This window comes from Candidatus Synechococcus spongiarum (assembly GCF_900047545.1).
Classification (GTDB): domain Bacteria; phylum Cyanobacteriota; class Cyanobacteriia; order PCC-6307; family Cyanobiaceae; genus Synechococcus_B; species Synechococcus_B spongiarum_C.
Window position 1 is genome coordinate 1 of sequence record NZ_FITM01000018.1, and the last position, 20,301, is coordinate 20,301.

At 61.6% G+C, this 20,301-nt stretch carries 22 protein-coding genes and 1 pseudogene; 6 read left to right on the forward strand and 17 right to left on the reverse strand.

The features are described from left to right. The 3 genes from FLM9_RS08780 to FLM9_RS00645 form a co-directional block, all read right to left on the reverse strand. Window positions 1-110: transposase (locus FLM9_RS08780; protein ID WP_180365248.1), on the reverse strand; the 110-nt coding region annotated here is incomplete at its 3' end. Window positions 111-944: 834 nt separating this feature from the next. Continuing rightward, window positions 945-1,382, reverse strand: a complete 438-nt coding sequence (locus tag FLM9_RS00640; RefSeq protein ID WP_074456799.1) for a hypothetical protein — start codon at window positions 1,380-1,382, stop codon at window positions 945-947. A 54-nt stretch (window positions 1,383-1,436) separates the two neighbouring features. After that, on the reverse strand, window positions 1,437-3,089 hold the full coding sequence (locus FLM9_RS00645) for an ABC1 kinase family protein (protein ID WP_074456800.1): 1,653 nt from the start codon (window positions 3,087-3,089) through the stop codon (window positions 1,437-1,439). A 127-nt stretch (window positions 3,090-3,216) separates the two neighbouring features. Here FLM9_RS00645 and FLM9_RS00650 point away from each other — a divergent pair, with 127 nt between their 5' ends. Further along, window positions 3,217-4,377, forward strand: a complete 1,161-nt coding sequence (locus FLM9_RS00650) for a mechanosensitive ion channel family protein (RefSeq protein WP_074456786.1) — start codon at window positions 3,217-3,219, stop codon at window positions 4,375-4,377. On the opposite strand, the pseudogene FLM9_RS08830 reads toward FLM9_RS00650, so the two are convergent. The 10 genes and pseudogenes from FLM9_RS08830 to FLM9_RS00695 form a co-directional block, all read right to left on the reverse strand. Further along, window positions 4,337-4,423: pseudogene (locus FLM9_RS08830) on the reverse strand (hypothetical protein); the annotation flags it as partial. The gene FLM9_RS00650 and the pseudogene FLM9_RS08830 overlap by 41 nt on opposite strands. Beyond that, complete coding sequence (locus tag FLM9_RS00655; protein ID WP_074456787.1) at window positions 4,414-5,583, reverse strand: DUF4912 domain-containing protein; 1,170 nt, start codon at window positions 5,581-5,583, stop codon at window positions 4,414-4,416. The gene FLM9_RS00655 and the pseudogene FLM9_RS08830, both read right to left, overlap by 10 nt. A gap of 112 nt (window positions 5,584-5,695) precedes the next feature. Next, the gene (locus FLM9_RS00660; RefSeq protein WP_074456788.1) at window positions 5,696-6,454 is read right to left on the reverse strand and encodes a phycobilisome rod-core linker polypeptide; all 759 of its coding nucleotides are present in this window, start codon (window positions 6,452-6,454) and stop codon (window positions 5,696-5,698) included. Between the two features lie 92 nt (window positions 6,455-6,546). After that, on the reverse strand, window positions 6,547-7,125 hold the full coding sequence (locus FLM9_RS00665) for a phycobiliprotein lyase (protein WP_074456801.1): 579 nt from the start codon (window positions 7,123-7,125) through the stop codon (window positions 6,547-6,549). An 82-nt stretch (window positions 7,126-7,207) separates the two neighbouring features. Beyond that, window positions 7,208-8,332, reverse strand: coding sequence for a glycine cleavage system aminomethyltransferase GcvT (gene gcvT, locus FLM9_RS00670; protein WP_074456802.1), 1,125 nt, complete (start codon window positions 8,330-8,332; stop codon window positions 7,208-7,210). Window positions 8,333-8,394: 62 nt separating this feature from the next. Further along, window positions 8,395-9,048, reverse strand: a complete 654-nt coding sequence (locus FLM9_RS00675; RefSeq protein ID WP_074456789.1) for an SDR family oxidoreductase — start codon at window positions 9,046-9,048, stop codon at window positions 8,395-8,397. A 130-nt stretch (window positions 9,049-9,178) separates the two neighbouring features. Next, window positions 9,179-9,985, reverse strand: coding sequence for an energy transducer TonB (locus FLM9_RS00680; RefSeq protein WP_074456790.1), 807 nt, complete (start codon window positions 9,983-9,985; stop codon window positions 9,179-9,181). Window positions 9,986-9,991: 6 nt separating this feature from the next. Further along, window positions 9,992-10,411 (reverse strand): ExbD/TolR family protein, encoded by a 420-nt coding sequence (locus tag FLM9_RS00685; protein WP_081340082.1) that lies wholly within the window; start codon window positions 10,409-10,411, stop codon window positions 9,992-9,994. A 27-nt stretch (window positions 10,412-10,438) separates the two neighbouring features. Further along, window positions 10,439-10,837: an ExbD/TolR family protein gene (locus FLM9_RS00690; RefSeq protein WP_074456791.1), complete on the reverse strand. Its 399-nt coding sequence runs from the start codon at window positions 10,835-10,837 to the stop codon at window positions 10,439-10,441. Beyond that, the gene (locus FLM9_RS00695) at window positions 10,834-11,550 is read right to left on the reverse strand and encodes a MotA/TolQ/ExbB proton channel family protein (RefSeq protein WP_081340083.1); all 717 of its coding nucleotides are present in this window, start codon (window positions 11,548-11,550) and stop codon (window positions 10,834-10,836) included. Before FLM9_RS00695 ends, FLM9_RS00690 begins: the two co-directional genes overlap by 4 nt. A gap of 506 nt (window positions 11,551-12,056) precedes the next feature. Here FLM9_RS00695 and FLM9_RS00700 point away from each other — a divergent pair. Next, the gene (locus tag FLM9_RS00700) at window positions 12,057-12,536 is read left to right on the forward strand and encodes a hypothetical protein (RefSeq protein ID WP_143324525.1); all 480 of its coding nucleotides are present in this window, start codon (window positions 12,057-12,059) and stop codon (window positions 12,534-12,536) included. Window positions 12,537-12,618: 82 nt separating this feature from the next. On the opposite strand, the gene FLM9_RS00705 is transcribed toward FLM9_RS00700, so the two are convergent. Then, window positions 12,619-12,855: a MoaD/ThiS family protein gene (locus tag FLM9_RS00705; protein WP_074456805.1), complete on the reverse strand. Its 237-nt coding sequence runs from the start codon at window positions 12,853-12,855 to the stop codon at window positions 12,619-12,621. 79 nt (window positions 12,856-12,934) lie between these two features. On the opposite strand from FLM9_RS00705, the gene moaB reads away from it, so the two are divergent. Continuing rightward, on the forward strand, window positions 12,935-13,468 hold the full coding sequence (moaB, locus tag FLM9_RS00710) for a molybdenum cofactor biosynthesis protein B (RefSeq protein ID WP_074456793.1): 534 nt from the start codon (window positions 12,935-12,937) through the stop codon (window positions 13,466-13,468). Here the strand turns inward: moaB and moaA are convergent. After that, entirely contained in the window at window positions 13,453-14,451 is a 999-nt protein-coding gene (gene moaA, locus FLM9_RS00715) for a GTP 3',8-cyclase MoaA (protein WP_074456794.1), read from the reverse strand. The two genes, moaB and moaA, sit on opposite strands and share 16 nt — an antisense overlap. Further along, complete coding sequence (locus tag FLM9_RS00720; RefSeq protein ID WP_081340084.1) at window positions 14,432-15,043, reverse strand: molybdenum cofactor guanylyltransferase; 612 nt, start codon at window positions 15,041-15,043, stop codon at window positions 14,432-14,434. Before FLM9_RS00720 ends, moaA begins: the two co-directional genes overlap by 20 nt. A gap of 185 nt (window positions 15,044-15,228) precedes the next feature. Here FLM9_RS00720 and FLM9_RS00725 point away from each other — a divergent pair, with 185 nt between their 5' ends. The 3 genes from FLM9_RS00725 (at window position 15,229) to FLM9_RS00735 (ending at window position 19,553) form a co-directional block, all read left to right on the forward strand. Next, window positions 15,229-16,776: a NarK family nitrate/nitrite MFS transporter gene (locus FLM9_RS00725; RefSeq protein WP_074456795.1), complete on the forward strand. Its 1,548-nt coding sequence runs from the start codon at window positions 15,229-15,231 to the stop codon at window positions 16,774-16,776. Next, complete coding sequence (locus FLM9_RS00730) at window positions 16,773-18,947, forward strand: molybdopterin oxidoreductase family protein (protein ID WP_074456796.1); 2,175 nt, start codon at window positions 16,773-16,775, stop codon at window positions 18,945-18,947. The genes FLM9_RS00725 and FLM9_RS00730 overlap by 4 nt, the downstream gene beginning before the upstream one ends. An 81-nt stretch (window positions 18,948-19,028) precedes the next feature. Further along, on the forward strand, window positions 19,029-19,553 hold the full coding sequence (locus tag FLM9_RS00735) for an ISAs1 family transposase (RefSeq protein ID WP_074456797.1): 525 nt from the start codon (window positions 19,029-19,031) through the stop codon (window positions 19,551-19,553). Between the two features lie 242 nt (window positions 19,554-19,795). Here FLM9_RS00735 and FLM9_RS00740 read toward each other — a convergent pair. After that, on the reverse strand, window positions 19,796-20,301 hold a 506-nt coding region (locus tag FLM9_RS00740; protein ID WP_368794365.1), incomplete at its 5' end, for a hypothetical protein.

Genomic DNA, 20,301 nt, shown 5'->3' on the forward strand with positions numbered 1-20,301 from the left:
CGCTGACTACCGCAATCAGGACAACAGGGCTGCTGGCCCCAGCGCTGCTCCTCCAGGTACCGGGTGTAGGCAAGAGGGGTCAGCAAAACGCTGGCTTGGCTGATGCTCACTAGGTTCAGGGCTCTCCTCAGCGGGCAATCCTATTGGTCCCCGCCTCCCTCTCATTTTGTCAAGCCCTTGACTACTAGTTCCGTTGTTGGCAGTGGTGGGATACGGGACAGAGGGTCAGGAGAGTTTGGAGAAGTGGCCTTCCAGCAGGCGGTCCAGCTTTTCATTCAGGGATTTGTTGTCTTCCCGCTGCTCAGTCCTCATGGCCTCCTACCAGTCCTCCGACTTGGTCAGTCCGTCTTTCATATCTTCCCGTAGATTGGTCAATCCGCTTGTTGACTCTGCCTTCACCGGCCTTGACTTCATACCAGATCAGCCCCAACAAGGCAGTGAAGAAGCTCGACGCCATCCATTGCGTCAGTCCGGGGGAAATTACTGGCATGTATCAATGGCGCAGCGTGCATCCATACAGTAGTGCGATTGATGACTGCCTGAACTGCACTGCTGTTGCTTCGGTTGATGGGTTGCAGCTACCAAGGGGTGGCGCAGAACTCGTCCGGGCCAACAGTGTGTCTACAGGTGGATGGGAAGAGAGAATCATGCCACAAGCAGGTAGATTCAACGCCCCGCCGTCAGACCCGTCTCTTGAGAAACGGGTGGATTCATGGGCAGGATCAGCCGCACGGACGCCCCCCTTCATGGCGGTTGAGGGCGCGCACGTGCCTCCCGTAGGTGGTGGCAATGTGCTGCATAATGGCCAACCCCAACCCACTGCCACCAGAAATCCTTCGGCCGTTAAGCTCTCGGCAATGATTTCACGGATGGTGTCATCGTCTTCCACCAGGAGAAGCCTGGAAGGGGCTAAAGGTGTGGGGCTTAGATGGCCAAGGCAGTGATCAGCGGCGGTTGTCAAAGAAGTCGGAATCTGCGGCGGCGAAGGTGCCGTTCTCCACCTGCCCCATGAGGTCCTCCAACTGTTGCCAGAGCCCGGCGCCGGTGGCTACCGCCAGAAGAAGGGCCAGGAAAAAACTGCTCCCGGCGCCAAAGCCGAACACTTGCAGACCGGCACCAATGAATAGGACCGTCCCCATCACGATACCCCCATAGGGAATCACCATTGTGGGGCGCCCCAGGGGCAAGAGGGGTAGACGATCCTGTTTCCAACCCTCCAGGCGCTGGCCAATTTGGCGGGCAAAGGTCAACCCGCATAACAAGGCCGTCAGCAGGCCCATTGCGCTGAGGGCATAGGGGGGCTGACTCTGCCAGTGATAGGGGGTCGTCAGGAGCGCATCCAACTGCTCCTGCAGTGCTGGACTCACAACATCTTCAACCACAGTGCCGATCCAGTGGATTGCAGTGTAGGGCAAACCACTGCAGGGGCGGTCACCTCAAACGGCGAGGGGATTCAGGCGTTTCCAGAGGGACTGGGCCAGACCCCTGGCTACATCGGCAGCCCCGAAGTGACGTTGCAGCAGGCTCAGCAGCCCCGCCAGATCCTGTGTCTGCAGGCGATCATCCCGCACCAGGGTTTGCAACAAGCGCTGGCGCAACATCTGGCCATCCGCGGTGAACAGGAGACGGAGTCCGGAACTGGCCAGGGGCAACACATCTTGCCCATCTCCCGTGTCCCGGGCCACCCTCAACAGGCTGTCCAGCCGTTCCAGCCGCAGCCGCCCCTCCTGGTCAAAAAGCACGTCCAGCAGCTTGTCCCGCAACTCCGCCGTATCCGCCGCCAGCAACCGCCGCGCCACGTAGGGATAGGCCACCCCCACAATCCGAAAACCCGGATCCAGCCGCAGGGCCACACCCTCCTGGCTCACCAGGGCACGAATGATCAAGGCAAACCGGGCGGGTACCCTGAAGGGGTAGTCGTACATCAACTCCGAGAAGCGATCCGTCACCTGCTTGAAGTTGAAGTCACTCACCGCGTCAGCCAGCTTCATGGCCAGCACCTCCCGGAGTGCGGGCACGATGCGCCGCCGGTCCACGTCGGGCCGCAGAAAGCCCAGGCAGATAAAATCGTCCGCCAGGCTCTCGTAGTCCTTGTTGATCAGATGGATGATGGAGTCGGTGATGATCAGGCGGTCCTCCTGGCTGATCTCGTCCATCATCCCGAAATCCACGTAGCCAAGATGGCCCTTGTCCCCTATCCGGCCAGGCAGGGCAATCAGGTTGCCCGGGTGGGGGTCTGCATGGAAGAAGCCGTGCTCCAGCAACTGCTCCAGCCCCGCAGTCACCCCTGTGCGGATCAAGGCGGTGGGATCTAGGCCATGGCGGCGCAACTCCTTCGGATCCCGTAGCTTGGGACCTTCCAGCCAGACGGTGGTGAGAATTCGCTGGCTACTGTGGCTGCCCACCACTGCTGGCGCCGTCACCGTTGGATTATCGCGGAACTGCTGGGCAAAGCGTCGGGCGTGGCGGGCCTCGGCGTCGTAGTCGATCTCCTCAAAAAGCTTGCTGCCGAACTCGTCCACGATGGCTGGCAACCCATCCCCCAGATTGAGGGGCAGGGCAGGGCCGAACACCATGGCAAGAAGCCGCAGCAGCACCAGATCCCGACGGATCACCACCTCCAGGCCGGGCCGCTGCACCTTCACCGCCACCCAGAGGCCGTTGTTGAGTCGTGCCTTATAGACTTGCCCCAAAGAGGCGGCGGCAATGGGTTCCCGGGGAAAGGTGCGGAACAACTTGTCCACAGGCTGTCCCAGGTCTGTTTCCACCATCTCCCTTGCGGCATCCAGGGGGAAGGCCGGCAGTTGATCCTGCAGCTTGGTGAGTTCATCCAGCCAGGCGCCGGGCACCAGATCGGGTCGGGTGGAAAGAGCCTGGCCCACCTTGATGAAGCAGGGGCCAAGCTGGGTGAGAGTTTTCAACACCGTCTGGGCCAAGCGACTCTGGACCCCAGAGTCCGTGCTGCTCCCCTGGGTCACCAGCCGCGCCGCCAGCCCGGTGAAGTGCATCAACAGCACCAGAAGACGGCTGATCAACCGCCATGGCCGCAGCAGCAGCCAGAGCAGATCCCTGCCGTGGTCGTAGCGCAGCGGCTGCTCAGTCTGCAAGACAGAAGACGCCAAGGGACTTTCGCCCAAAATATGCGCCCACCAGCCTAAAAAGTTTCTTGCGTCCTGGTGACGGGAATAGGCTGAAGGTCGGTTTTTCTACGATTTCATGCCTGCCCAGGAGTTGATTGCCGCGCTACCCGTTGCGTTGGCCAAGCTGATGGGCGGGCTGCTGGTGGTCTGGCTGCTGGGGCGCATCGGTCTGGCCACCGCCACACGGCTCACCCGCAGAACCGCCACCACCACCGATGACTTCATCGTCAGGGCAGCCCACAAGGCCCTGGTGCCCATGTTGTCCATGACAGTGGTGGTCTGGGCTTGGGAAGGGATTCCCTACGAGGGCATTGGTGACCGGATCGTTACAGCCCTGACCGGGCTGGTGACCGCAGTGGTGCTTGTGCAGGCCACCAACGGCATCCTGGTGCGGCTGCTCACCAGCGCCTTCCAACGACTCGCCAAGGATCGGGACGACGATGCTGGTTTCGAGATCCTTACAGCCCTGAAACCCATGTTGCGGGCCGTGGTCTGGGTGCTGGGGGGGGTGATCTACATGCAGTCCCTCGGTGTCCCCCTGGGCGCCCTGTGGGCGCTGCTGAGCGCCGGTGGCATCGGTGCCGGGCTGGCGCTCCAAAAACCCGTGGCCGAGTTCTTTGAATACATCTACATTCTCCTGGACAAGCCCTTCCGCAACGGAGACTTTCTCCACGTTGGCGACAGCGGCACCTGGGCCAGGGTGGAGCAGGTGGGCATCCACTCCACACGGTTGCGCAGCGTGGACGGGGAACTGGTGGTGATGACTAACTCATCCCTGGCCAACCAGACCCTCTCCAACTACACAGTGATGAAGCGCCGCCGCCGCATCTACCGCTTCGGCGTCACCTACGACACACTCCCCCAGGTGCTGAAGCAGATCCCCACCATGGTGCGGGCCATTGTGGAGGGGGTGAAGGATGCCGACTTCGACCGTTGTCACTTCGTCGAATTTGGCGCCAGCAGTCTGGATTTTGAACTCTGCTACAACATCCCCACCAACGACTACGTGCAGGCTCTTGATGCCCAGCAGCAGGTGAACGTGGCTTTGGTGCAAATGTTTGCGGAGCAGGGCATCGAGTTTGCCTTCCCCACACGAACCCTCTATCTCAATGCCCAGGCATCCGGGCACGACTCACCAGCAGGGCAAACCACAGACAAACTGCCACAACGGCAAACGCCACGCCCACACCAATTCCCAGGTGAACCATCAACCGCGGCACCGCCTGGGGAACGATGATCACCCCCGCCAGGGGGAGGAGTTTCCACACCAGCCTCAAAACCACTCCCCTACAGCGTCTGCGGCGGTGTTGGTGTTGTCGCAGGGGGTTGTGCGCTGGAAGGCCATGGTGACCTCACGCTTCTGCTCCCCATCGGCCGCCACCGCCTTGATGGCATAGTGCTGCTGGCCGTCACGGAAAGGCACCTGGATGCGGAAGGTGCCTTCCGGCGTGAGGGGCACCGGCTCTTCTCCAATGGTCAGGGAGGCGGAAGGATCTGTGGCGCCATAGACAATGAGTTCGGCATCCGCCACCAGCCAGAAGGAGCGCTGGCGTGCCACCCCAGCACCGGAGTCCGTACGACCACTGGCCCAGATGCCGGCGGCGGAATCGGAGAAGCCGGCTTGCTCCCCTTGTTCTCCAAGCTCCAGCAGCGGTTGCTGGAACCCTTCCGACCCCTGCCTGCGGAGAGAGAAGCCAGTGGCCACCTGGTAGAGCCGTTCGTGAATGGTGCTGTCCAGAGGGACCTCCTCCGGGGTGGGCAGGGGGATGGGGGTGGCGATATCCAGGGAAAACGGCACAAACTGATCCAGAATCTGCTCACTGGGCTTGGCTGCAGGCACCCTTGCCTTGGCAGAGAACGCCACGGACAGCCAGCCGGCATCCTCCAGCCGGAAACCCAGCTCAACCCGGTAATCCCGATTGCTGAGGGGCATCGGCACCTGCCAATCCGTGACGTTTGTATCTACAGGCACCTCCTGGAGGGCGTGGGGATGGGCAGCGCCCTCCCCCAGGCCTGTCACGTCGCTGACCCGCAAGCACAGTTGCTGGGCTCCAGCATCTTCGGCAGCTTTGCGGGTTTCCGGAGAGATCTCCCAGAAGACGTAGCCCCACTCCGGGTCACGGGGCAAGAAGACAACACGGTCATTGTCTTTGGCAACTGTCGATGCCTCTGCTTCGGGCCGGGGCGCAGAGGCCTCTGGAACAGCCTGGCCGGGTGGTTTTTGAGGGGCAGCAGCGCCGCTCTTCTGCACGGATTCGGAACCGTTGGATTCAGAGGCTTGGGGTGACGCCGGCTGCTCCTCTCTTGAATACTGGTCAATCTCTTGAACCAGAGCGCTTTTGCTTTTGCGGCTATAGAGGCTGACGCCCAATTGGCTGGCAATAGAGCGGAGTTGCCTGAGGGTGAGGCGGGCCAGGGAGGAGAGGTGAGGAAGGTCGGCCATCGCTAAAGAAAGACTTTGGGATCACTGTGGAGAGGTTTTGCCAAAATCACAACCATTCCGGCGCCATCGGTGAGGCTTCCCTAACAGTGATCCCCCATTCCCGTGCCTCGCCTCAGACCTTGCGGTAGCGCACCTTGCTCATGTAATCGAAGGACGTGTTGGTGCTGCCACCGGCAACACACCGGGTGGCGCCCACGTCGCCAACCCAGTCGCGGTAGTCGTTGGGGTTACCGCCACGGCTTACACGGGCTCGGGAAGGCAACTTCTTGGTAGTGGTGCCGACAAAGACAGCCCTGGGGAAGCCCAGAATACCGCGCCAGTAGGACTCGTAGCGAGGAGACTTGATGTTGAACGGCGTTTCTCCCAATTCCCGACCCGGCAGCATCCGGCGGCGCTGGTAGGGGACCGTGTCGTAGCCGAAATTATCGATATACTCCTGGGAATCCAGAAGGGCATCCACAAAGCCCACCAGACCCTTGCTGGCAATGACAATCGACCAGGCAATGGTTTCCGCCTGGCCATGGACATTCCTCCCCAGGACCCGCTGCACCATCTGGGTCACCACTTGGTAATTGCTGTTGAAGCGGTAGAAGGAGCTTTTGAAGGTGTCTGAGAGCAGAAGGCCGCGGATGAAATCCCGCACCGTGATCTGGTTGCTGCGCAATTGGGACTCCAGAAAGGCATCCCGGTTGCACTTGAAGGCATGGAAAAAGATCTGCCGATACGCTGCTTCGATGAGGGCATCGGTATCGGCGTTGCTGAGCACCTGCTGGGTGGTGAAGATGCGCGCTTTGTCATCATCAGCCCCCCCGTGGTCTTGCACCCGGGAATTCTGGGTTTCAAGGGCGTAGTTGAGAAGCGGAAGTGCCACAGTTCACCGGCTCGGTACGGCTTGGATGCTAGAAGACAATCCGCTGAGACATGGTCGGCAGGGGGCGATGGAATCACAGTCCTTAACGTTGCTCACCAGCCCAGGGCGGCCTGCCGTAGTGTCGTGTCCAGTGGTGGATTGGGTGTCAGCTCAGGCCCACCGGTGTCTTGAATCCGGGTTTCAACAGACAAGGATGCCGTATTGGAGAGCCCCTCCACCGTGCTGGTGCGTAGACGCACCTGGGGGCTGATGAACCAGAAACGTTCCCGGCTGTGCATGGTCTCGTAGGTGGTGATCAGCTCCAGGCCATCCTCGTCGTCCATGCGGAACTGTCCCGCCACCGTTGTGGTCTCGGCATAGCCACGGTCCCGCAGCAGCTTTCCCCGGCGACCGTGGTCGTCGGTGGGAATCAGGGCAAAGACCGTCTCCCCCTGGTGATCCTCCCCGGCCCGGTCCCAGGCCATGGACCCCAGCCAACGCACATGGCAGCCGCCCCGGACGGCCTCGGGCAGTTCGCCGTGAAGACGGGCAATGGCCACTAGGCGCTCGTCCTCCGGGACCAGCGTGACCACTTCGACGTGGCTGGTGCCTGCCTCCGTGCGGCGGTGGAGTAAATGATGGCTGGTGCGCTGGGAACGCCAACGGCCCGCACTGCGGTCAAAGAAGGCCATGGCGTTGGGGATGGGCTCCACAGTGACCTCCTTTCCCGTGAAAAACGATTGTCTTGAAGAGAAACTCTAGGGCTTCAACATATCACCCGGCAAGTGGCGCCGCCGGACGGCGATAGAAGGGACGGCGCACCACACGGGCGGCCACCTGCTGGCCCCGTACCTGCACCAACAGGTCCGTGCCGGGTTTGGCCATGGTGGGGGGCACGTAGCCCAGGGCAACGGCGTGGCCCAGGCTGGGGGACCAGGTGCCGCTGGTGACCACCCCAATAATGTCCCCTGTGGTGTCCAGGATGGTATGGCCGTGCCGGGCGATGGCGCGCCCCTGCAGGGTGAGGCCCACCAGTCGTCGTGGCACACCCGTCCGGGTTTGGGTTTCTAAAACGTCGCGACCGATGAAAGGATGGGGCATTTCCAGATGCACCAACCAGCCCAGGGAGGCCTCCAGGGGGGTGTGGCTGGTGTCCATGTCCTGGCCATACAGGTGAAGGGCTGCCTCAAGGCGCAGGGTGTCGCGGGCCGCCAGACCACAAGGTTGCACCCCATGCTCCAGCAGCTCCCGCCACAACCGTTGCCCCCCTGCACGGGACAACAGCATCTCCACCCCGTCCTCACCGGTGTACCCGGTGCGGGCCAGAAACACCTGCTCATGCCCCCAGTCCAGTTGGCGATGGCCAAAACGGGGCAGCCCTTGCAGGTCCCAGCCCCGCAAACGCTCCAGCAGGGGCACGGCCCGGGGACCCTGCAGGGCCAGCAGCACCCCGTCGCCTTTGCGGTCGGAGATGGTGCAGTCCCTGGGTACAAGATGGTGCTCCAGCCAGGCGGTGTCCGCAGCGCAGCGGGCGGCATTGACCACCACCACCACTTCATGCCCACCTGCCACCAGGCCACGGTCATAGACGATCAAGTCATCAAGGATGCCCCCCTGTTGGTTGAGCAGGACCGTGTACTGGGCTTCCCCTGGCCCAATGCGCCCCAGATCCGATGGCACCAGGTCCTGGAGGGCATCCTTCACCGCCGGTCCCCGCAGGGTCAGCACCCCCATATGGGAGATATCGAATACCCCAACGGCGCTACGCACAGCCCGGTGCTCAACCACCACCCCAGCGAACTGCAGGGGCATGATCCAGCCGGCAAAGGGATTGAAGCGGGCTCCGGCGGCTTGGGCGTCGTCGTGGAGGGGGGTGGTTTTGCCAGTGCTGTGATCCATGGGATCCGGAGGAATCGCTGGGGCTCCCAGTCTGCCGTGGTGGGGAGGCTGGGGATGCCGGATCACGGCGCCGGGCGGGGCTGGCTGGTGATCTCCAACACTTGGTGGATGGTGTCGGGGGTGTCGAGGCACTCCAGGCAGTAGCGGGCCACCAGGCGGCGGGGAATGGTGCCCTGCTGCTGGGTGTCGGCGCCACTGACCACCAACTCTTGTTGCTCCAGATTGGCTTCTGTTTCTTTCAGGCCCCCTGGCCGCACAATGGTCCAGTCCAGGCCGCTGTGCTCCAGAGCCTCTTCTCCCCAGCGCTTGCACACCAGGATCAGGCCGAACAGGTTGAGATTATGCCAGAACTGGCCACTGCACAGGGAGCTCACCAGCACCACCCGTCCCACGCCCACCTGTTGACAGGCCTGCACCTGCCGCTGTACAGCCTGGGTATCCACTTGAAACGGCCCGAAGAGATTGGCGGATGGTCGTGCCCCCGTAGCCATCACCAGGCTGTGGCAACCGCGAAGGGCCTCCACAAGCTGGGACAACCGGCCAAAATCCAAACGCCGGATGTCGCAACGGGCCAGGGACGGGGGCAGCTTCGAGGCTGGCCGCACCAACAGCCGCACAGCCTGGCCATGGGCCAGGGCTTCTTCGGCAATACGAAATCCCGTCCGTCCGCTGGCGCCGCTGACGGCCACAATGTTGTTGGTCGCAACGTTGTCCATCGCAGCTCACGCTCTCAATCAATACAACTTGATTGTAAAGTTTCCATCGGACCTGTCGTGGCCCTGATCGCCACATCCCCTGCGAGCTGGACAATATGACATTGATCTGTCTATCTATTGAAACTGAAAGTTAGTGCAATTTAAACGGTACTTTGACACGCACCGTGATGGTGTCTTTAACTTTTGCAAGTTCATCGGAAAACCCAGGTAAAGGCTGGGCACGTTTAATCATTGCCAAGGCTTCTTTATCCAGAAGGGGGTTACCACTGCTGCGCTCCACCTCATGGTTCAAGACTTCACCATGGCGATTCACGACAAACGTCACCAGAACTGTTCCCTCCTCCCCACGATACTGCGCACGGCGAGGATAGCGTTTATGTTTGTTCAGCCAGCGGTGGGCAGTTTTGCCATACTGGCTCCGTAATTGGGCCAGGTCCACGTTATCCAGGACAGGCGTGGGCGCCGCCGCTGTGGTGACAGTGGCAGGCACCTCCTGGGCGGGAGGGGCAGGCGCCTCCTGGGCGGGAGGCCTGTTATCGTTGCTGACAGCGGCTGTTGACGGCCTGGATGGCGCTGGTGGCGTTGTTACCGGCATCGGATTGACGGCAGCCACAGATGGCTGCGTCAACGGCTCCTGCTTGACCGTGGTTGGTACGGGTGCGGGCTGGGGTGGCACAACAACCTCAGGCGTTGGTTGTGATACCTCAGGCTCGGGCTGCCTGGCCAACGGCGGTGTGGGGCGCACGGGCGCCGGGGGTGTCACCGCAGGAGTGGGGAGGACCGGTGCTGGCGCGGTGGCCAGGGACACCAGAACGGGCCTGGGGGGAGGGGCGCTCGGACGCCTGGACAGGTCCTGAGGCACCAGCACCACCGCCAGGGCATGGGTGGTGAGGGCGGCGGCAAACGCCAGGGTCCATTGCATGGGGTTGAGGATCATGGGGCGTCAGCGATGGTCCGTGATGGTCAGAAGCTGAAGTTGGTCGATCCCGGCATCCCGCAGGCGACTCATCACAGTCACCACCTTGGTGGCATCTGCTGCTGCCGAAGCCCGCAGAATCAGCGGTGAATCCATGGTTCCCACGTCAGGATACTGGGCCAGGGCAAGCTGCAAGTTGTCCTGAGGCACCATCTCTGCATTGAGGAGAAGGCGGCCCTGGGCATCCATGGACAGGGTCACAGCTTGGGGGGAGGATGGATCCCGGCTGGCGGAAAGAGGAGGCTCGATCTTCACCTGCTCCGCTGTCAGCTTCCCTGCCAGCATGAAAAAGATCAACAGCAGAAACACCATGTTGATGAGGGGCAGCACCCGCTCGTCGTCATTCTTGCCACTTCTCCCTTGTAGGCCCATGGGGAGAAGGCCCATGGGGCGTCGCCTTTGAAGGTACACGGCTCATTCTCCCGACGCGGCTGCCAGAAAAGACACCTGGCTGGCTCCTGCGCCACGCAACTGGTCCAGCACAGCCACGATGCGTTGTAAAGACACCCCATCTGCAGGTTCAAGGGTCACCTGCCGCTGTGGCTGAAGCGCCACCTGCTCCCGCAACTGCGCCAGAGGAACGGGTTGACCGTCCAGTTGCAGGGCATCCCGGCTGACGGTCACCAGCAATGCCCTGTCTTGTGCTTGCGTGGGGGTAGCGTTCCTGTTCCCCACACGGAGGTCGATCATATTGGTGCTTTGCAGGTTGGATACCAGCATAAAGAAGATGAGCAGGATAAAGACAACGTCAATTAACGGTGTCAGGCTGACGGCAACCCTCGAACGGCGGCATGGGCAAAACATCATGATCATGGCGTGACCGGATAATCCTGGGACAGATCGGTTGTGAACACCCGTGTGGTCACGTCGGCCAATCCATGAGTGAAATGCTCAACGCGCCCCTCCAGCCAGTTGTGGACGGCCACCACAGGGATGGCAATGCTGAGGCCAACGGCCGTTGTGAGCAGGGCTTCCCAAATGCCTCCCGAGAGGGTGGATGGGTTGATGGAGTTTTCCGCCTGGGCAATCTGCTGAAAGGCCTTGATCATGCCCAGGACGGTTCCCAGAAGGCCAAGAAGGGGCGCCAGGGAGGCGGTCACCTCCAGCAACCGCAAGTTGGCCCTGAGGGAGATCACAAGGGCATGGCTGGTCCGCTCAACCTCCTCCCGCACCACCGCGGTGGGCATCTGGCGACACTGGCCTCGAATCGCCTGGGCCAGCACAGCGGCAGCAGGGTTGCGGCAACGCCGCGCCACGGCCAACGCCTCGGTTGATTCCCCCTCCAGGTGCAACGCCAGCACGTGGCGCACCGTCCGCAGCTGATTCAGCTCAAGGGAAGCAAATTGCCAAACCTTGGCCACCACCACCGTCAACGCCAGAATCGACATCCCGAGCAACACCACGATCACCGGGCCGCCAGCGACAATCAACTGCCCCACAGGATTGAGCACAGCCAGTGGTCCCGACGGCGCCCAGGCGGGCAGCAAACGACCTGTGGAATGGGGCAGGGCCTCTGAGAAAGACATCGGCGGTGCGGGTTGGAAAGGATCCATGGGTAACAGGGGCATCCATCATAAGTTTGCCTGCCTTCCTGGAAACGGATCCGGTGGCGAAAAAGTTGTGATTTCAGCAAGGTTGTGACTTATGGGCCGACGGCAGATAGCAAAAGTAGAGTTGGCCTCTTCACAGACCCAGCCAAACCCTTGGAGTCAGGGAATTGTTGCTGCGGTCATCTCGGTGGAATTCAGGCCGTCCGGGCGCCGCCAGTCGCCATCGTTTTGTCGAGCAGGCAATGCTGTATCAAACTCCTCTTGCCCAATCTGTTCAGCCGTCAGTTGCCAGCTTTTGTTGCCAGTGACCAGCCCGCTGCTCCGTCACCTCGATATACAGGGTGGTTCAAATAAGGGGGCAATCCGGGCAAACCTTGCAGATTTCCTGGTGGGGAAAGAAACGGAAGCAGGCGCCAGCCACGATACTGGAACCAGAGCCGTTCACCGTAGGAAGTCTTCAGCGTAAGGAATCCATTCACCCCATGACCCCCAACACCCCACCCATCAGTTCCGAAACCCAGACCCAGGCAACGGCCACAACAGTGCCCAGCAGCACAGGTTCTGGCCGCCTTCCATGGCTGGAGCCTGCCGTAGTGGTGGCGATGCTGAGTTTGGCGGTGACCATCCTCGCTCTATTGCTATCCATCGTTTTCGGGATCTACAGCATCAACACTCGTATCGACACCATGGGCTCTGACCTCAACGCCCGGATGGACGCCCTTGGCGCCGAGTTCAAGGCCGACGTTCGAGACCTTAACGTTCGCATCGATACCCTCGGGTCCGAGTTCAACGCCCGGATGGATGCCTTCAGTGCCGAGTTCAAGGCTGACATTCGAGACCTCAGCACCCGCATCGATACCCTCGGATCCAGCCTCAACGCCCGTATCGACGCCCTTGGGTCCGGTCTCAATGCACGGATTGAGAAGGTGTACCAACTCCTCTTGCCCGAGGACAGGCAATAGTAATCCCTGCTCCTCCAACATGCTTCGTGGCGCGGCCTCGGCACCGGCCAGGACTGGTGGCCCCACGACCTTGGCCAGGGGCTTATCCCCCGGTGGTGGGGGGCAGAAAGGCCAGTTCGTCGCCGGGTTGCAGCGGGTGGTCCGGTGTGGCGAAATCCTGGTTGACGGCCCAGCGAAGGCCGGGGCAGTGGATGCCCAAGGCTTGCTGGAGTCGAGCCACCGTGGTGACCGGCTGGGGCAACTCCACCAACCGCTCGCGCCAGCCCTGGTCCTCCCGCAACTGGCCAAACAACAGGACCCGCACAGTGGACCTGGTCATGGCTTGATCGGTGCTGGACACAATCCTGAGGCATTCCGGCTTGGGGCATTCTGGACGATCATTGGTGCCACAGTTGGCCATGGCCTGTCTTCCCATTGCCCTGCTCACAGTGTCGGATCGCCGCTCCATGGCGGAGGATGCCTCCGGTGCGCTCCTGGCGCAGCGCCTTCACCAAGCGGGACATGAACTGGCGGACCGGCAACTGGTGCCGGATGATCGCTACCAGATTCGGGCCGTGGTCAGTGGCTGGATCGCGAATCCAGAGGTGGCGGTGGTGATCAGCACTGGCGGCACCGGCTTGACGGGACGGGACGGCACACCGGAGGCCGTCGCCCCCCTGCTGGACAAAACCATCACCGGCTTTGGCGAATTGTTCCGGGTGGTGTCGTTTGCATCCATTGGCACCAGCAGCCTGCAAAGCCGTTGCCTGGCTGGCCTAGCCAACGGCACGATCCTGTTTGTGTTGCCGGGCTCCGTGGATGCGGTGACCACGGCCTGGGACCAACTGATCCGCGCCCAGCTTGATGATGCCACCCACCCCTGCAACCTGGTGCAACTGCTGCCGCGGCTGCGGGAGCCTGTGGATCAGCCGTTGAATCAGCCACCGATGTAGGCCATTTCCGCGGGGCTGGGCCGTCTGGGATCGGCCTGTTGAGACCGCAGGGCCCGCTCCTCGCTATAGCGATCCTGACGCTGCCACCAGAGGGAGGCCAGTTGCCGCATCAGGACGGCATCGGGTTGCCGGGAGTCCAGGGCGGGCTTCAGGTCCGTGCCTTGGCTGGCAAAGAGGCAGGTGTAGGCCACCCCGTCAGCGGTCACCCGCAACCGGTTGCAATCCCCACAGAACGGTTCGCTGATGGAAGCAATGGTGGAGACAAATCCTCCCCCATCCCCGTAACGCCAACGTCGTGCCGTGGCGCCAGGCTGGCGACCCACGGGTTGCAGGGGCCAACAGCGGGCAATCCGGGCGGTCATGGCGGCAGCAGTGAGCACCTGTTGAGGCTGCCAACCGTTGCGGTTCCCCACGTCCATGTACTCAATCAGCCGCAATTCCACCCCCAGTTTCCGGCAGAGACGTGCCATGGGGACCACTTGGTCCCCGTTGCCGTGGGCCATCACCACCATGTTGATCTTGACGGGAAGACCGACGGCCTGGGCATGGCCAACAGCCGCCACCACTTGTGCAAAACTGTTCCCACCCCCCATGCGGCGCACAGCCTGGGGATCCGCCCCATCCAGGCTGATGGTGATGCGGTCCAGGCCCGCCTGCCGCAAGCGGTGGGCCTGGGGACGATCCAACAGCACCCCGTTGCTGGTGATGGCCACCTCTTCCACCAGGTCCAGGGCTTTCACGGCTTGAATCAAGGGCACCAGGCCTGGAGCCAGCAGGGGTTCCCCACCCGTGAGCCGCAGGCGGCGGCAACCCAGTTGGGCCGCCACGCCAACGAGCTTGAGGCGTTGCTGATGGGTGAGCAGGGTCCGGGGATCCTGGTTCTCGGGGCGGCAGTAGCGGCAGGCCAGGTTGCAGCGGGCCGTGAGGGAGAGCCGCAGCACCCCCAAGGCTCGCTTCAGGTGATCATGGATGGCTGTGGTCATGGGTGGCGGCAAGGTCCTGGGGATGATTCAGGTTCACCAGCGCTGTGGAGGGAACCCGTAGCCACTCCACCTGCAAGCTGGGCAGCCATTGACGAAAGCTGCGCACCCCGGCCGCCACGGCCTGGTGGAGGGTGACCGCCAGGTCGGCGCCATAGGTGGCCAGCAGTGGCTGCTGTTGGGCACCGTCGGTTGTGAGACGCGCATGACGGGGTGGCATGGGAGCAGCCAGGGCCTTGAGGAGGGGTACACTGAGATGGGGAAGGTCACAGGCCAGCAGCACCATGGGGCGGTCGGGACAGGTGGTCGTCAGCTTGGCCAAGGCCAGCAGGGGACCCTCCCAAGGGGGCTGTTCCTCCAGGACGGCCACCTGCCGCAGCGCCGGGGCAGTGGCCAGGTGCTGGCGGTGACCCTGGTGGGGACGGCTCAGGCAGATGGTCTCCAGGCCGGTGGCCAGAGCCATGGCGCAGGCATGCTGCAACAGGCTGCCTCCATGGGGGTGGGGCAGCAGGGCCTTGTCGCGCCCCATGCGCCGGCTCCGACCACCGCAGAGAATCGCCGCCAGGGGACGCTCAGAGCAAAACGAGGAAGGCATCCGCAACGGGCGCTACACAGATAATCAGAGGATCATTCATTGTTCCCTCAAGATCGTGTAACAACAGCCACATTCTTGAATCCCGTGGGTTGGTTGCATGATGCCAATCGGTTAGCCCTGTGCACCGAGCTAGGCCCCTGGTCGCTTTTTTCTTGAAGCCAGGGTTTGACTAACCCCTAACTTCTATGCTTGGTGAACTCTGGTCTTTCCAGGGGAGGTACAGAACGCTTCACCTCACCTGGTTTGCGTTCTTTCTCACCTTTGTGGTGTGGTTTAACTTGGCTCCCCTGGCCACCACCGTGAGAGAGGATATGGGTCTGGAACTGGGACAGATCCGCACCATTGCCATCTGCAATGTTGCCCTCACTGTGCCGGCACGGGTGATTATCGGCATGTTGCTGGATAAGTTCGGACCGCGCCTCACCTATTCCGCCATTCTGGTGTTTGCGGCAATCCCCTGCCTAATGTTTGCCACGGCCCAAAGCTTTGGCCAATTGGTGGTGGCCCGACTGCTGCTCTCCATTGTGGGGGCCGGTTTCGTGATCGGAATTCGCATGGTGGCGGAATGGTTTCCTCCCAAGGAGATCGGCTTGGCCGAAGGCATTTACGGAGGCTGGGGCAACTTCGGTTCTGCGTTCTCGGCCCTCACCCTGGTGATTGTGGCGGGCTGGCTCAGCTTTGCCGGTGGCGCCCAGATTGGTGACGTGGTGCTCAACTGGCGCGGCGCCATTGCCCTCACCGGCATTATCGCCGCCATCTACGGGGTCTTCTATTTCTTAAGTGTGCGGGATACGCCCCCTGGCAAAACCTATCAGCGACCCCACAAAACCGCTGGCCTGGAAGTGACATCCATGCGGGACTTCTGGGGCCTCATGGGCATGAACGTTCCCTTTGCAGGCATCCTGGCGGTTTTGGCCTGGCGTCTCAAAACCGTGGGGTTCCTCACGGAGGCCACCTATCCCATGGCCCTGCTGGCCATTGTGATCTGGTATGGAATGCAATCCTGGGGGGTTCTTCGCACCAACTGGCAACTGGTCACTGGCAAGAAGGCCTACAACAAGGAGGACCGCTATGAATTCAAACAGGTGGCCATCCTGGAACTCACCTATATCGTCAATTTCGGTTCCGAACTGGCGGTGGTGTCCATGCTGCCCAGCTTCTTCGAGACCACGTTTGACCTGCCCAAAGCCCTGGCCGGCACCCTGGCCGCCTCCTATGCCTTCATGAATCTGGCAGCCCGTCCGGGGGGCGGTCTCCTCTCCGACCGCATGGGATCCAGGAAAAACACCATGGCCTTTCTCACCATTGGTCTGGGGGTGGGCTACCTACTCATGAGCCTCATTGAACCAGGCACCTTCACCGGCACGGCCGGCATTCTCCTGGCCCTGGTGCTCACCATGTTCTGCTCCTTCTTCGTGCAGGCCGGGGAGGGATCCACCTTTGCCATGGTTCCCCTGGTGAAGCGCCGTGTCACCGGCCAGGTGGCCGGGCTGGTGGGCGCCTACGGCAACGTGGGTGCCGTCGCCTATCTCACCGTCTTTGCCCTGCTCCCCGGCTGGATGGGGGGTGGAGCAGACCCTTCCCCCGCCGTGATTGCCGCCTCCAACAGCACCTTTTTCCAGGTGCTGGGGATTGCCGGGCTGGTCGTCGGCTTCTTCTGCATGTTCTTCCTGCGGGAACCCAAGGGCTCCTTCGCTGAACTCCACGAGGGAGAGCTCGCGACCATCTCATGAGCACCCACCTTGCCCAGGTTGCCGCCATGGACCCCCCTCTGCGCTCCCAATGTCCCTACTGCGGTGTGGGCTGTGGCCTGGAGTTGCTGCCCCCTGCCGCCAAGGGGCGCGCCACCCTTCGCGGCCAGGACGGGACCCCGGTGTGGGGAGTGCGGGGGGATCGCCACCATCCCTCCAACCTGGGCCAGGTGTGCATCAAAGGGGCCACGGTGGGGCAAACCCTGGACAACGGTCGCCTCACCTGCCCCCTCTATCGCCCCCGCCTGGATCTGCCCTTGCAGCCCGTCAGTTGGGACAGGGCTTTCACCATCCTGGTGGAACGCATTCGCAGCACCCTGGCCGGGAAGGGTCCCCAAGCCCTGGCCATGTACGGCTCGGGGCAGTTTCACTGCGAGGACTACTACGTGGCCCAGAAGCTGCTGAAGGGGGCTCTGGGCACCAACAACTTTGACGCCAACAGCCGTCTCTGCATGAGTTCGGCCGTGGCCGGCTATACCCGCAGCCTGGGCTCCGACGGCCCTCCCTGCTGCTACGAAGACCTGGATCAGTGCGATGTGGCCTTTCTCATTGGCGCCAACATGGCGGACTGCCACCCGGTCCTGTTCCAGCGGCTGGCCAAGCGGCGGCGCAAACGGCGCCACAAGAGGGACCTTCAGATCATCGTGGTGGACCCTCGTCAAACTGCCACCAGCAGCGCCGCGGACGTACACTTGGCCATTCGACCCGGCACGGACTTGGTGCTGCTGCACGGCATCGGCCACCTGCTCTTGCGGCAAACCGCCCTGGACTTCGACTTCATCGAAGGGTGTACAGACGGTTTTTTTGCCTACGCCAAGCTGCTGCAGGACTGGACACCAAATCGGGTTGCGTCCATCTGTGGCATCAGCAGCAGTGAGCTGCGCCTGGTGGCGCGCCTTTGGGTCCGCAGTCGGGCGGCCCTGAGCCTGTGGTCCATGGGGGTGAACCAGTCGGTGGAGGGGACCGCCACCGTGTCCGGGCTCATTAATCTCCACCTGCTGACGGGGCAGATGGGTCGCCCAGGTGCCGGACCCTTCTCCCTGACGGGGCAACCCAACGCCATGGGCGGCCGTGAGGCGGGTGGTCTTGCCCACCTGCTGCCCGGCTACCGCCAGGTGAGCAACCCGCAGCACCGGGCAGACCTGGAAGCCCGATGGAAGCTGGGACCCATCGCTGCACAACCCGGCCTCAACGCCTGGCAGCAGATTGAAGCCATGGAGACCGGCGCTCTGGACCTCTGGTGGGTGGCCGCCACCAATCCCCTGGTGAGCATGCCGCAACTGGAGAAGGTGAAGGCGGCCATGGCCCGCTGTCCCCTGGTGGTGGTGAGCGAGGCCTACAGCAACACGGAAACCAGCCGCTACGCCCACTTGGTGCTGCCCGCAGCCCAGTGGAGCGAAAAAGACGGGGTGATGGTCAACTCCGAGCGGCGGGTCACCTTTTGTCCGGAGTTTCGGGCGGCGCCGGGGGAAGCACGGGCGGATTGGCAGGTGTTCGCGGAACTGGGACGACGGTTGGGTTTCGTCGAGCAGTTTTCCTACGGGTCCGCGGCAGAGGTGTATGGAGAGTTTGTAGCGCTCTCGGCTGGCCGTGTGTGCGACGCCTCCGGCCTGAGCCATGACCTATTGCGCCGGGAAGGACCGCAGCAATGGCCGTTCCCGGCTGGCGCCACCCCCGGCCGTGGCAGTGGCCGGCTCTACGAGAAGGGCACCTTCCCCACCCCCACGGGTCGGGCCCGCTTCATGGTGGATCAGCCGGGGGGGCTGGCGGAACCCCCTGACAGGACCTTCCCTCTGGTGCTCACCACCGGCCGCTATCTGGGCCACTGGCACACCATGACCCGCACCGGCCAACTGGAGCGTCTTCGCCGCCTGCACCCCGAGCCGTTGTTGGAAGTGAATCCCGTGGATGCTACCGTGGCCGGGTTGGCGGACGGGGCCGTTGCCCGCATCCGTTCTCGCCGTGGTCAAGTCACAGCGCGGGTGTCCATCCGGGATCAAATTCGCCCGGGCACAGTGTTTCTGCCCATGCACTGGGGAGGGAGCCAGGACGACGCCTGTGAGGTGAACGACCTGATGCACGCCCTGGGCTGCCCCATCTCCCAGCAGCCAGAGTTGAAGGCGGCAGCCGTTCAACTGGCCCCTGCAGGATGAGTGTAATTTGTATCGTGCGATTAGTCCTTGACACAGCCGCTAACCTCACTCACAATCCCATGAGGCTGATCAGCTGACACCATGGCTTCTCGGATCGTTGAGACTTTTCAAAAGCTGGAGGACCCCCGTAAGAGCAATGCCACGAAGCACGACTTTGCCGAAATGCTCACTTTGGCTGTTGTCGCAGTAATTTGTGGACATGAAACGTGTGTGGGTATGGAAAACTTCAGTAAGGTCCATAGGGATTTTCTGCGCACCTTCCTAAAGTTAAAACATGATGTTCCCAGTCATGATGCCTTCTCCAGACTATTCAGAATTCTGGATCCCGAGGCTTTTGAAGGAGCGCTTTTGGAATTAGTTAGTATATTTAATCATCATCTGCCTGATTCTATAGATACAATCGACACAAATTCTCTAATTCAGAAATTCAATCAACCCTCCCGTAAAAGCGCAATCTACATCTTAAATGTGTTCGGCTTGTCTGTACGGGCAATCTTCGCTACATCCCCTAGTCCTGAGGTGCAACAAACCACCGCAGTAGACGTCGCCATCCCCCCTTATTTACAGCAGCTCTGTGCTGTGGCCCCTGATGAACCAGCTTATTGAAAAGCCCCCAAAAACGTTCACTTCCCGGTCAATGTACAGACTTTGGCTATCACAAGTCGATGTCAACAGCGTCACCCTGTGGAGGCAAGTTATTGGCTAAACTCCGTTTTCAGACTAGTATTTAAGGCAATAGAGAGCTGCGTTGCTCTCGCTGATCTCGCATCAATTCCTGGGTCGGTTCTCTGTCGCAAGTGGCTTTGTCAACTTTTTCAACAGCCTCTGAGACACCCACTCCTTAACTCTCACCCCTCAACCACCGCATCCGGTTGCTCCGCTGCTAAGGCATTCATATAAGCCAGGCAGAGCTCAAGGGAGCGATAACAGCCATAGGCATCCCGGTCTTGCCGCTCCACGATGGGGAAGGTGGAGTAAATATAGCGCACATCATCTCGGCTGGTGACACCATAGAGGTGGAAAAAGAGCGCATCCAGCTTGGCCCGCAGGTGCAAACGGCGAGCCTCGTCCCACGGGAAAGGCGGCAGAACTTCGCCACCCTCACTCACATGGCCCATGTTGCGAGCCAAGGGGGCCATATCATGGGCGGTGTAGGTGAGTTCCAGGACGGCGGCTCGCAGGATCTCCGCCGCTGTCTTCAATCCGAAACATTCACGCTCATAACGTTCTGGCGGCACGATAGGGAGTTGTTCCAGTAGAAACAGAGTAAAGCTGGTTGTATTTATCTTCTGACGAGCGCAATAGTCAAAAACAATAGAGTTTAGATTTCCAAGAAGAAGATAAGATCTCTTAT